Source organism: Gardnerella sp. DNF01189, from assembly GCF_049244195.1.
Classification (GTDB): domain Bacteria; phylum Actinomycetota; class Actinomycetes; order Actinomycetales; family Bifidobacteriaceae; genus Bifidobacterium; species Bifidobacterium swidsinskii.
This window is the reverse complement of sequence record NZ_CP058385.1, coordinates 371,731-384,423: the sequence shown is the minus strand read 5'-3', so window position 1 is coordinate 384,423 and position 12,693 is coordinate 371,731. Positions and strand designations below refer to the sequence as shown.

Here is a 12,693-nt window from a genome sequence, read left to right as displayed (position 1 = left end):
AATCGTGATAGAAAGAAATCACTTACTGTAATTGCTCCCTACGCATGTCTTAACAAAACAGGTTCAAAGGGTGTTTCTCAACTGTTTCCAGTACCCCTGCAATTTTCACTTGTACTCGGATGAGTATAGCACGATATTAAATGAACTCAAAATGAACATTATCATGTGTGTTTCTGTGAAGAAATGATTGGTTGGTTGACTGATTGGTTGACTGCTATGAGATATTGCTTCCATTTGTGGTTGCATGTGTGTTCGGCTGCGAAAAATTTTCATATGAAGGTTAGCAAATAAAAAATAGCCAGATAACAAAAAACGCAGTGCTTCTACACTGCGAACATATTGTGGGTGATATAGGAATCGAACCTATGACCCCTTCCGTGTGAAGGAAGTGCGCTAGCCGCTGCGCCAATCACCCAAAATTTTTTAATTATGCGTGAAAGGCAATCCTTTCGAGTGGGCGATACAAGGTTCGAACTTGTGACCCCTTCCGTGTCAGGGAAGTGCGCTACCACTGCGCCAACCGCCCAGGTTGTTAATTAAGCTTGAAGCTTAATCGAGGTGGGTACGAGAGTCGAACTCATCTATACGGCTTTGCAGGCCGCTGCCTAACCGCTTGGCTAACCCACCGTAAGGTCGAATAACTCATCGGACCTAGAGCGGACAACGGGACTCGAACCCGCGGTCTCAACCTTGGCAAGGTTGCGCTTTACCAACTAAGCTATGTCCGCAATGCAACTTTACTGACCAATGTCAGCGCCGAAGCACGAGTAACTACTATACCCGAAATATTCTCAAATGCAAGCCCTCGCCTATTTGGCGTGTCGTTTGGTGTGCTATTTGGCGTGTTTTTCAGCGTGTCTGTTGGTGTGTCATATATTCTATTCGGCGAAGGTGTATCAAAATTGTTGCGTTAAGGAAACAGTTTTGATACATGCGATTATTGCTTATGATAAATCTAGCCAAACAATAACAACAATATGAGTAACCTTTGCACATAAGGAAGGTGCTCATATGATAGAATCGAATTGAGAGCTGGGGCTCCCCCTTACCCTTGACCCTTCACGGGGTAGGTTTGGGGGAATCACCAGCTCTTTTGTAATAGTTAATTTTCCCGTTTTCTATTATGCAAACGCAATTTAGCTTTGTATCTTCCCTAGATAAACGTTTTTGAACAATAGTATTTATTGAATCCTTTGGTACATTGGATATTATAAAAAATAAAGCTATAATGAACATAACGCGAGGGCCTCGCAGCTGCCGTTTACGTCAGATTGTTAGTCGAGGGGTTCCCTCGCAATTTTCATTTTAAGTGTTTTTTAATATAAGATTTATTCATCTTCGTCGTAATCTGCAGAATGTTGGCGACGTGGAATCCCTAGTTTATCTGCCATTTCGTTATATGAATCAAGATAGTCATCGTCGATAAGATTGTATGCTTCAATAATAAGTTTGCGAGGAGTATCTTGCTGCTCCCATGCAAAACTTACAAAACTTACAAAACTTAAGTAATCTGCTAACGCTTCATAAGGCTCTCTTGCGCATGTAGCATTACTAGCTGCTTCTTTGCAATCTTCATTCATGTATGGCTCAGCATAGGGACGAAGTTTTTCAGCCATGTCATAATAAATTTTCTGCATGTTCATCAGCTTCTCACTCCCCCTTCTTATTTTCCACAACTGGGAATGCTGTATTAACGCTCCACACTTTTTTTATTTTCTCTCTCAATCGTTGCAAAAACTGAAAAACGTGGGGTGCTCCTCAGACTAATGTTCCAGTCTTGAAAGCTGGTTGCCGAGGTCCCCACGTTGGTTATATCGTATCACAATATTTATAGGATCACCTCAGCGTATGCGGTAATAGCGCATATTGCCGAAATAATACCTAATACTCTTGCTCTACTCATAATCTGTGGAAAGATTGAAGGCTAGGGGTTCTAGCCAGTATGAGTGGTTGGAACCCCCGTTTTTTACTTGCGCTTATTGTCGTGGCGGAAATCTAACCAAATCATAATGATAATAGTTAAAATGGGGTCACTCCCGCGTATGCGGGAAAGAGTATGAGCCAAGGCGAAAAATGACACCATATTCCAGCGATAATAACGAGTGAGAGTATGGCTGATAATATCGCATCTAATTTCATAATGAGCCTGCAGTATAGTGGATAGTGAGTCCTGGACACTTCGGCTGTTCGGGACTTTTTATTTACTTAGTGCGCTTCAAGGATTACCACTGTGTAGAATCACCCCCGCGTATGCGGGAAAGACATACCCTGCGTTTCGCCATTATTAGTGAGCTTGGGATCACCCCGCGTATGCGGGAAAGACCCCATGTTCCTGTTGACAAGCCAGCCAAAAGTAGGATCACCCCCGCGTATGCGGGAAAGACATGCTGCTCAATTTTTTCACTTACGCGATAATAGGATCACCCCCGCGTATGCGGGAAAGACCAATTTCGCGTTCTAGTGCATCGTTAAGGTTTGGGATCACCCCCGCGTATGCGGGAAAGACAGAACGAGCTTCGTTTAATATTTGTTGTATAAGGGATCACCCCCGCGTATGCGGGAAAGACTATCAAAAGCGATTATACATCAACAACATTGTTATTGTGATTCCTTGAATCTAGATCTTGTACGCCTTCAGTTAATCCGTTTGTAGTATAAATTTAAAATTGTTCAAAGTGGTATAACTCTTACAAAAGTAAAGCAGATGTAGATGTTTAATGCGTAAGAAGAGTATCATTCACAAAAATAGATATAACGCAAGTGTATCAAAATTGTTGCGTTAAGGAAACAGTTTTGATACGCGGGTGCGAGCGGTTTTAAATACTTTGCGGTTAGATTATAGCGACAAAAAAAATATTGGGCACCAACTGCAGTGCTCTAGTGCCCAATATGATTTATTACTTTGCTAAGTTGCTTTCAGTTTCCACTTTTCTATGAGTCGCAATGCTTCTCGCTCAGACGCATGGTTAAAGTCATCACTATTATTTTCATAATTCAATACAAACGACGCTAATTTTATTTGTTCTTCTTTAGTAAATTCATCTAAATGATTTTTAACGGAATCATTAATTTCATTGTAAAGATTTTCTCTAGAAATATAATTTGAGTAACTTTTTAAATTAAAATCCCATCCATAATCATTCGAACCACTGAAGAAATATGCTTTAGTGCATATAAATTTAAGTTTACTCACTTTATCGTTAAATAGTTTTTTAACATAATTTTCAGCTCCTTCTTTATCAAGATCTTCCCACAAATAAAATACTATGTTAAATACTCCTATATTTAACATATTTTCAGATTTTGAAATGAGCTCAATTTTGTCTATATAAATTTTTTCAAGAGATTCTAAATGCTTTAAGTTAACTAATTGCAAATCCTTACGCTCGGGTTTATTATTAAATCTCCCAAATGCCATTTCTTCTTGATTAAGAATAGCTGCAATAAGTCCAAGATTAGATTTATTGGAATTTTTAAGAATAGAATAAATTATTTCATAACGTTTATATTCAGAGTCTAATGTTTGAATAAAATAGAGTACAAATTCAGATACTGAATCAGAAATATTATTTATCTCATTTATTTCTGTTGCTTTATTTACAAATTCTCCATACAAATTTATAAGCGTAAATACAACGAACTTAAAACGCTCATAATGCTCTTTATCAAACAATGACTCCATGCTTCTTAACAAATAGTCAAGGTTGCCTTGCGAATTAATATTTTTAACAGTACTAATTAAAAGATCTTTATCATATTTATACAAGCAATCATAAATTTTCTCTCTTGAAACCTTAATTCTATCTATATCGAACATAAAATATAAACTAAATTTTTCAACAGATGCGATGCGATTATCTCTTAAAAGTTGCAAATCGTCTGAATGAGAATATTCGCCAATGTAATTAATAGACCTAGCAAATTGGGGGAACATCGATATGAGCATTCGTATAGATGACTCTGAATTTAGTCCTAACTGTTTGAATTCATTTTTATAGTATTCATAAGTTCTTTTTTCATATTTATTTAAATCGTTATATGATTGTGGTCCACATACATAGATTGAATTATCAATAATCCATTCATATAGCTTAGGCTCAAAAATTTCTATTGCAGTAATAGCTAATAAATCAACAAATGATGTTTCTTCACATAAAGCGCCATACTTGAAGCGGAAAGCATTAAGTAATCTATTTACATCCCTTATATTATTTACATATGGATTTACGCACTTTTCAAGTACTGTTTCAAAATATTTGTTATTTTCAAATTCTTCTTCATTCTTGCTTTTATGAACAATATCATTAAGGCGATCTCTTAATATTTCATGCACTGTTGTTTTATCAATTTCAGGAACTTCAAAAGAAACTTGAACAATTTTCTTTAAATATTCATCTCCGTCAATATTGTGATATTCAGACAAAGCATTGCAAACAATTTCCCTATCCATTGTAAGAACATAAATTATGTTAGGAAAATCGCCTACTTGCTTAACCAATTGGAAAATGTCTTTAATCTGAGGAGTAGTTAATCTGTCTATATCATCGATAAAAACAATTATTTTGTGGTTAAAATCTTCTAGCGCCTTACACAGTTTTTCTTTAGCTTCATCTAAACTAGGAGCTTGCATCAATTTAGCTCCTTTTGATTTGGAAATAGTTTTCAATATAGGAGCGATTGCAGGCCCAACTACTGGAATAAGTAATGAAACGTCAATAATATCGGAATATTGACTTATAGCCTTTCCGATTTTTCCTTTATTCTCTTCTCCTTTAGTTACGCCTAATTTATTCTTCAATTCATGGAAAAATAAACTAATCAAATTGTTTTTATCTGAATAATTCCATGGCGAAAATCTTATAATTATTGGATAATGACATTGATCTTCTTCTTCAGCTTTTTGTGAAGTAAAAATTTTTTTGATTCTTTTGTATACTTTTGAATACCATTTTTTCTTCTCTGATTTATTTACTGGAATCTCGGATATTGCCATGTTAATAATAGATGTCTTGCCGCTACCCCACTTTCCATACAAACCGATTACAAGACCATCTTTGCTATCATATTCACAAATCGATTTTCCAAATTGTTTAGCAAAATCAGATCTTCCCAATAAATCTTCATCAGCTTTTTCAATAGGTTTATCCGCAACGTAGCTCATATGCTTTCTCCCTACTTTTGCAATTGCAGTATTTCGTATAATAATTTATATTCTAATCATTTATGCAAATTATTCTTTAGCTAATCCTTACAATAATATTAGGTATTCTAAAAAATTGAGTTATAAGGTTATAAACACAAAAATTTGAAAATACTATTACATAGAATACAAACTGGCATACAGAGTATTGATGGTTGAAAATCAAAAAAATAAAGGAGCCCACACAACGCCTAAGGTGAGTAAATCACCGACGGCATGAAGCCGACTTTCAACGCAGGAAGACTCCTATAACTCATGCTACAAAATATTGCTGTATTTACAACTTTGACTTTGTTTGTATACCAAATCTAATTTACAAAGTTAGTGTGAAGATGTATCAAAATTGTTGCGTTAAGGAAATAGTTTTGATACACAGGTGCGTAATATTCTCAAGCGAAATTATTGATTGCTGCATTGGTTTATATCACTAAAAATTACAGACAATAAATTGCAGCTGTTTATATTTGTATATAAATATCATATGCAAAGTTATACAAGCGTATTAATCACATCTAGACCGTTTAATTTATGCTTGGCATCTAGAGTGTCCCAGTATATTGAATCTTTAGTAAGTTTTGATTTTAAAAATCTTAATCTTTTATAATCATTCTTACTGTGCAATCTGCTAGCTTCAGAATCTGGATTGTCTATTAAAGATGCTATTAGCGCTGCATCATACAAATGCTTTTCCCTGTCTCCCATATTATCTGCCTTATATGCAGCACTTTTCAATATGAGCGCTCCAAGTAAATCTGGGATTCTTAGCATTGCTTCATTATTTTCATGTCTATCAATAAGCGTTACTAGCATGCTTCGTTCTATTGCTTGAGCTCCGCCTGGCATGGATAAAAGTGGAGTATTAAAGATATTCAAAAAGACTAATAGATTTTTGGGAGTATGATCAGCTATTAGCACATCAACAACATCATTTTTGTTATTCCTTAATCTGGTTGCGTATCCAGTTAGGCCAGTTTGTAGTGCAAATCCTAGATTTTTTAGAGCGTTATAAACTTTACGAACGTTATCCTTATTAGAAATTACATCAATCAATAAATCAGCATCAGAAGTAGGGCGTGCTGTAATTCCATTCATTATTGCGTGTAACTGAATCATAAGTCCGCCAGTTAAAATCCATAGTGAACTATCACACGATTTAGATAGTGCATATATCGTGCTCCACGGATGTGTGCTACTAGAAATTTCAACTGTAGGTGTAGGTACACTTATATCAATCATAAAACTCCCCCAAAAACTCCCCAATATTGTTTCTAAATTTTAGCAAAAGGTATGATTCTTTTTTATTGATTTGTTGTGTGACTAAATTTTATTTTGCATTATTGTATGTTGTAAGCAGTTCTGAGAGCTTGTTTAATCCTGCTTGGCGCTCGCGAACGTCAAACGATTCGGCAAGATCTGCAGCGCACACTGCGATCGGCATAAAGGATTTTACCGATGATTCTTGCGTGCCTTCAGTAATGCGTGAAGACGAATTTTGGCGAATAAAATAGAAAACTTCAGAATCTTCAATAACGCGGAGTCTAACGTTAATTATTGAACTGTCCGCGCCGTCTTCGCTCTTTTTAAGATGAAATTTATTTATTAAATCCCCTAGATTGTTACTGCTTATATATCCTTCTATTTTGTCAACTTGCGTAAGTTGGAATTGTGTATGCATATTTCCAGTTGCAGCAGAAAGTATTAAGTGCTTTGAAAGTTCTGCTAAACGTGATTTTCTGCACCAATATTCCATTGTTTTCGCGCGATTTTTAGATCGGTTAACCAAATCTTGCGGACTAATCGAGCGCAAATATGCTTCTATACGATACTTCTGCTGCCTATTGATCCACGAAACTTCACAACCGCTAAGCATAAACAATGCTGCAAAAGCTAATGACGGAGCATACGCCCTACCGCTTTTAGAGTTTTGTTGTTTGTAACGATTTACGGAATCTAGTGAAATTAAGATCTTCCTACTTCCGAATGTGTATGCTGTTAGTAAATGATTAGAGCATAATGCGCTAACTCTCTGAGTGCTAACTGCTAGCTTGGCTGCAGCTTCCTCACGCGTAAGAAGAGTATCATTCACAAAAATAGACATAACGCAAGTGTATCAAAATTGTTGCGTTAAGGAAACAGTTTTGATACTTCTTTTCAATTATCAGTTTAAAGATCAAACACACCTTGCTTCAATATAGGTTTCCATTCCTTAATATTTAATGAAGGATCAATTGTAGGAAGTGAATTTACAATTAAAGCAACTGAATGTCTAGCACGAGTAACAGCTACATAAAACTCGCAAGCAGATTTCTGTGTCAAGACTTTATCTTTATTTTTAATAAAATTCAATATTTGCTTGGTGACTAATATTGCAACATGGTCAAACGATAATCCTTTTACTTTTCCAATGGTTTTAAAATCTAAATTTTCTAAATTTTTACCACACGCTTTGCTGTGACGTAAAAGTTTAGGATTATATTCATTAATATAATCCTGCAAATCTTTACGCATAACAATATAAACACCCTTAAGGGGCGTTCAGTAAGGGATTAAGAGAAAACCGACTGAAAGCCTTTAAGCGGGAATATAAGAAATAACGGCCATACAAGAGTAGAGGTACTCTGTGTGGTCGTTTTCTTATACTCAAGTATCAAAACGGTATGTGAGATTTTTTAGAACAAACCTTGCATTTTAGCTTGTATTACCCCTGCAGTAACGCCGGCACCTGTATTGATTAAAAAGTCTTTTAGTCCAACCAATGCTGATTTTAAAATATGCGGTTTCTTCTCTTCTTCAATTTTTAATTTGATGTCAGCTAATAATTCTGTTGCTGTTTCTATATCCTCTTTTGATAAATCAGATTCACTAATACTTTTTTCAACGGCATCAACTACATCCTTAACTTTATCATATGAAAATGTAACTGTGTTCTCACTTCCAGACACTATCTGTACATTATCGGATGGTGAATTGATAACACTTGTATTTCCGTAATAATTATTCACGGTTTGCGGCATGTTCACTGCGGATTCTTTTTCAGTCTCAGAGAAAACCATATTTTCCCCTACAATACCTTTCGATTCTAATTTCAATGTCCATTCTAAAATAGTATTTTTGACTTTTTCTTCAATGTCTTTAACTGCAGTTGTAGGTACATGTAATGCATACCTCATTGGAAGTGGCGAATCAAACATTTTATCAAACAATGCAAGTTGTTCGCCTGAAAAATCTAAAATTAATACATTTTCTGAGGACTGACATAAAGAAATGATTTCAGAAATTGAATTTACTAACTTTCTTTCACAAATCATTTTTTCGAATTCATTATCCTGTATTAAGGTTGGAATCCAACCGCGATAAGGATTGAAAGCTTTTAAACTTCCACAAACCTTTCTATACTCAGGACAAGATTCTTTGTCAGGATAACCATTTAATTCGTGTTGAATCCATTGATCAAAATCAGCAAGCTTTAATTTTGATGCAATCAAATGTGCTTTGCGTAATATATTAACAACATCGCAATTTGATGACACAATTTCATTCTGTAATTCTAAAACAATACTTCCCATGTTATTCACCATCCTTCTTTCTGCTATATAGGGCACTATCCTCATCAAACATCATAGATCTTTGTGTAGGAGCAGAACAAGGAAAAGGAATAACCTAACTTTCTGAAGTTGTTTCAGAATGCTCCTCAAAATTTTCCACCTGTTCCATAACCTTTGTGAACACTTCAGGACTATACTGTGGCGGATAGCCGTTCTTAACCAAACAAATCTTTATCTTTAATTTTAACTGATTACGCACATTCTGATTGTTGAGCCAGTCCACAAATGAAGACTCGGTATCTATTATTTCCTTAACTTTTTTAGCAAGTGTCTTGCATTTATCGTTTATCACAACACCGTTAACTTCTTTGTCAATGCCATATTCAAACTTATACTGGTCACGAAGAGCAATCAAAATATCATAGAATGCCTTTTCTTCAAAGGTTAATCCTATTTTACGGAAACTCTCACGATTTTCGTTCATCTGACGAAGTATCACTAAAGCTTGTTCAGTTGCAGCCTTAATAATATCTTCTGAGGCAGCTTCCTGTGTTGCCCCGGCTTCTTCAGCAGTAAGGTGCTTACGTCTTTCATGGTACTCATCAATAGTCTTTTCAATCATTTCTTGGAAAGATTTCGCTGCCAATTGGTTAACCCTGCCATATTCCTTTATTTGCTTACGGAGCATTTTGATAAGTAATTCTAACTTTGTAGCAGGCATTTCTACATCTGATAATTTTTCAAAGTATTCAGGAGAGAAGATATCTTCTTCCTCGCCACTTTCAAGAACACTTTCTACCTTATTGTATTTTAATGCCTCTTCAACCATCTTTGATACCACAAGATTCATAGTTTCAGCATCAACATCGCTGGTTCCGCTCATTTTACGAACGAAACCTGCTATAGCCATAAAGCACTGTGCAAGCGCAGATTCTTCTTCGCCCAGATTCCCAGAAGGTTGGCAAATATCAAAAGCACTTCTCATTCTCTTAACAGACTTTAAGAAATATGTCTTAAACGAGACCTGATTAGTTTTTCCGTTTCCTTCTGTCTGCAAGACCTGTGCTGATGTAAAGACATACTCAGCGGCTTTGGAAAGTAATTTATATCTTTCAACAGGGTCACATTTCGTATTAAGGAATGGAGCTAAGTCATAATCTGTAAACAGTGCTTTAAGTATTTCAATCTCCTCCCTGAATGCAGAGGTAGCCTGCTCAACGTCATCCGATGTGGGAGCAACTGATGTATCACCACCGTAAACCTTCATGGCCTCACGCATATTATCGCGAATGCCAATATAGTCGATAACCATACCATATTCTTTGCCGGGATATTTTCTGTTTACACGACTGATAGTTTGAATCAGCAAGTGCTTCTTCAAAGGCTTATCATTGTATAAATAGGTAAGTGACGGAACATCAAACCCTGTAATCCACATATCAACTACGATAACTATATGGAAATTAGACTTTTCTTGTTTAAAGGCTGCATCCAGTTCTTCGCAACGTTTATCATTTTTAACGCCACCAAGATAGTTATACATCTCAGCTTCATCATTACTTCCAACACTCGATACCATAGCCATAAATGGCATAGGTTTTAATTCTTTAAGTTCTTCATCTGTTGCAGTAACTCTGTCAGGAGTTTTCTTTTCTTCAAACCATTCTGGGTATTTATCTTTGAATTTCAAAAGAAGTGAATATGCAATTTTTCTGTTAGAGCAGACAATCATTGCTTTCTGAATTCTATCTGGGTCACTATCACAAGATGAAATATAATGGTCATGAATATCTGTAGAAAGCCTTTCCAAGCGAGAAGGCTCAGCAAGGATAACTTCCATAGAACTCATTGCATGTTTACTGGCTTCAATATCATCATACGTTGCACCATCATCGGCACACTTTTTATAGTAATTTTCAATTTCTTTTGCCTTGTTCTTATCAAGCAATACTTTGGCAATACGAGGATGATACTTAATAGAAACAGTTAGTCCATCTGCGACCGCCTGATCCATAGTGTATCTATCAATTTCCTGACCAAAGGTCTGATATGTTTCGGCAATAGGAGTTCCTGTGAAACCTACAAACGTAGCATGCGGAAATGCTTCCTTTAATACTTTTGCATATGGCTTTGATACCATAGCTTTCATATTTTCATCAGCATCTTTACTGAATTGAATCTTTTTAGAATGTTCAAGCTGAGTTCTGTGAGCTTCATCAGAAAAACATATAATGTTCTGACGGTCATTGATAAGCCCGATTTTATCATCTTCACGGTCGCAGAATTTCTGAATTGTGCAGATATAGAAACCACCGCTTTGTCTTGCACCCAGCTCCTGTCTTAACTGTGCTCTGTTTTTAACAACAGATACTTCACCAAGATTTAAGAATTCTTTACTTTTGGTAAATAACTTTGCACCCTGCTTTTGTAATTCTTCTCTGTCAACGATAAGAATAATTGTCGGTGAGCCTACTTGAGGAATATTAGAACAACGAAGTGCAAGCTGCCTGGCAAGAAAAGCCATTGTATATGTTTTACCACAGCCAGTTGCTCCAAAATATGTACCACCTTTACCATTTCCGGTAGCGATAGAATTAACAATGCTTTGCTTTAATAATTTTGCAGCAAAAAACTGCGGATATCTACATACAATTTCAACTTCGGCACTGTCATAAATACTATCTTGGAAATAAATATAATCTCTGAAAATCTCTAAAAATCTGGCAGGTGAATATACACCTTTAATCATTGTTTCAGTTTCAGCGAAAGGAAGCGTAGAAACTTTATCATCATCATTCACACGTCGCCAGGCATAAAAATGCTCATAAGGAGTGCGAACTGTTCCCAGACGTGTCTTCACACCGTCGGAAATACAGGCAAGAGGACAGTAATGCAATAAATGGGGAATATCTCTCCAATAACGAATATTAATCTGTTCCCACGCGTCATACACTGTTGCATTGACATCAGCCGGATTTTTAAGTTCGACAACGCATAATGGCATACCGTTAACAAACAACAGCACATCAGGTCTGCGATTTTCCTTCTGTCCGTTATTTGTATATTCCACAGTAAACTGGTTCACAACACGGAATATATTATTATAAGGATTTTCAAAGTCGATAAGAGGTATCATCTTGGCTAAACCGTCTTGCGGTGTAAACTGAATACCATCAACCATCCAACCATAGACTTTATGTAAGGTTGCAAAATCACTTTCAGCACCGACAAGACGAACATTGTCGAAAATCTGTGTAACCTCATCTTCGGTAAGTTCTGGATTTGTCTTGGCAATAAACTTTTTGAAATCATCAGCAATCAATACATCTCTTTTGCTGATGCGATTGATATTATTGCCGGCGATATAATCCCAGCCTTCCGCTTCCAGGAATCCAATGAAGGCATACTCATACTCTGATTCACAGTAGTGGCCGTTATATTCCTTTAAGTTTGCCATAGATTATGCCTCCTTTGTGTTTTTTCCTTCTTCGATAGAGCCTTTAATTAAAATAGGGCAGATAGATTTGATCTGGGCTTTTAGTTTTTCATTAATTGACCATCGTTCTTTATAAACCTTATAAAGATTTGCTATAGCAACCTGTTCTGAAAAACTTGGTATTGGTATTTCTATTTCACTTAGGTCATCAAATCCGAAAACAATAGTTGAGCTTCCAAAGGAATTAAAAAGCACTTTTCTTGCAAAACTTTCTCTTTGTAAAAGCAAATATAAATAGAATGGATATAGTAGCTCTTTGCCCTTCTCTATATAAAATGACTCATAAGCAGGGCTAACAATTACATCTTCAGCTTCGTTTATTACGATACTTAACTTTTTTATTGTGCTATTAATTCTCGAATTATATACGAAATCATTTTTTGTTATTATTTTGAATGTAGATATATCGCCAGAAAACAACCTCATTGGTTCAATAAACAAACCATCATTGT

At 35.8% G+C, this 12,693-nt stretch carries 8 protein-coding genes, 4 tRNA genes, 1 CRISPR repeat array and 1 riboswitch; all 12 genes read right to left on the bottom strand.

The window, feature by feature from the left end; translation table 11 throughout:
- Nucleotides 1-18: 18 nt before the first annotated feature.
- Nucleotides 19-108: riboswitch (TPP riboswitch) on the bottom strand.
- A gap of 234 nt (nt 109-342) precedes the next feature.
- The 12 genes from HXT41_RS01585 to HXT41_RS01530 all read right to left on the bottom strand — a co-directional run bounded on the left by HXT41_RS01585 (nt 343) and on the right by HXT41_RS01530 (nt 12,682).
- Nucleotides 343-415: transfer RNA gene (locus HXT41_RS01585), tRNA-Val, on the bottom strand.
- A 39-nt stretch (nt 416-454) separates the two neighbouring features.
- Nucleotides 455-526, bottom strand: a tRNA-Val gene (locus HXT41_RS01580).
- A 30-nt stretch (nt 527-556) separates the two neighbouring features.
- Nucleotides 557-627: transfer RNA gene (locus tag HXT41_RS01575), tRNA-Cys, on the bottom strand.
- 28 nt (nt 628-655) lie between these two features.
- Nucleotides 656-728 (bottom strand) — tRNA-Gly (locus HXT41_RS01570).
- A gap of 600 nt (nt 729-1,328) precedes the next feature.
- Nucleotides 1,329-1,643 carry a hypothetical protein gene (locus HXT41_RS01565; protein ID WP_116994711.1) on the bottom strand — a complete coding sequence of 105 codons (315 nt, stop codon included), beginning with the start codon at nt 1,641-1,643 and terminating at the stop codon, nt 1,329-1,331.
- A gap of 592 nt (nt 1,644-2,235) precedes the next feature.
- Nucleotides 2,236-2,567: a CRISPR direct-repeat array (repeat unit 28 nt; unit sequence GGATCACCCCCGCGTATGCGGGAAAGAC).
- A 338-nt stretch (nt 2,568-2,905) separates the two neighbouring features.
- A complete protein-coding gene (locus tag HXT41_RS01560; RefSeq protein ID WP_116994712.1) occupies nt 2,906-5,161 on the bottom strand; it encodes a KAP family P-loop NTPase fold protein in 2,256 nt (751 codons plus the stop codon).
- A gap of 528 nt (nt 5,162-5,689) precedes the next feature.
- The gene (locus HXT41_RS01555; RefSeq protein WP_421788772.1) at nt 5,690-6,436 is read right to left on the bottom strand and encodes a hypothetical protein; all 747 of its coding nucleotides are present in this window, start codon (nt 6,434-6,436) and stop codon (nt 5,690-5,692) included.
- An 88-nt stretch (nt 6,437-6,524) separates the two neighbouring features.
- Complete coding sequence (locus tag HXT41_RS01550) at nt 6,525-7,298, bottom strand: helix-turn-helix domain-containing protein (RefSeq protein ID WP_116994713.1); 774 nt, start codon at nt 7,296-7,298, stop codon at nt 6,525-6,527.
- A 65-nt stretch (nt 7,299-7,363) separates the two neighbouring features.
- Nucleotides 7,364-7,708: a 3'-5' exonuclease gene (locus HXT41_RS01545; RefSeq protein WP_421788771.1), complete on the bottom strand. Its 345-nt coding sequence runs from the start codon at nt 7,706-7,708 to the stop codon at nt 7,364-7,366.
- Nucleotides 7,709-7,869: 161 nt separating this feature from the next.
- Entirely contained in the window at nt 7,870-8,766 is an 897-nt protein-coding gene (locus HXT41_RS01540) for a hypothetical protein (RefSeq protein ID WP_033888756.1), read from the bottom strand.
- A gap of 94 nt (nt 8,767-8,860) precedes the next feature.
- Nucleotides 8,861-12,202, bottom strand: coding sequence for a type I restriction endonuclease subunit R (locus HXT41_RS01535; protein ID WP_421788770.1), 3,342 nt, complete (start codon nt 12,200-12,202; stop codon nt 8,861-8,863).
- A 3-nt stretch (nt 12,203-12,205) separates the two neighbouring features.
- Nucleotides 12,206-12,682: a restriction endonuclease subunit S gene (locus tag HXT41_RS01530; protein ID WP_421788769.1), complete on the bottom strand. Its 477-nt coding sequence runs from the start codon at nt 12,680-12,682 to the stop codon at nt 12,206-12,208.
- Between the last annotated feature and the right edge of the window lie 11 nt (nt 12,683-12,693).

Excerpts from the sequence above, each read along its gene's own strand:
- HXT41_RS01565 (WP_116994711.1), bottom strand. The coding sequence starts at position 1,643 with ATGAACATGCAGAAAATTTATTATGACATGGCTGAAAAACTTCGTCCC.
- HXT41_RS01560 (WP_116994712.1), bottom strand. The coding sequence starts at position 5,161 with ATGAGCTACGTTGCGGATAAACCTATTGAAAAAGCTGATGAAGATTTA.
- HXT41_RS01555 (WP_421788772.1), bottom strand. The coding sequence starts at position 6,436 with ATGATTGATATAAGTGTACCTACACCTACAGTTGAAATTTCTAGTAGC.
- HXT41_RS01550 (WP_116994713.1), bottom strand. The coding sequence starts at position 7,298 with ATGTCTATTTTTGTGAATGATACTCTTCTTACGCGTGAGGAAGCTGCA.
- HXT41_RS01545 (WP_421788771.1), bottom strand. The coding sequence starts at position 7,708 with ATGCGTAAAGATTTGCAGGATTATATTAATGAATATAATCCTAAACTT.
- HXT41_RS01540 (WP_033888756.1), bottom strand. The coding sequence starts at position 8,766 with ATGGGAAGTATTGTTTTAGAATTACAGAATGAAATTGTGTCATCAAAT.
- HXT41_RS01535 (WP_421788770.1), bottom strand. The coding sequence starts at position 12,202 with ATGGCAAACTTAAAGGAATATAACGGCCACTACTGTGAATCAGAGTAT.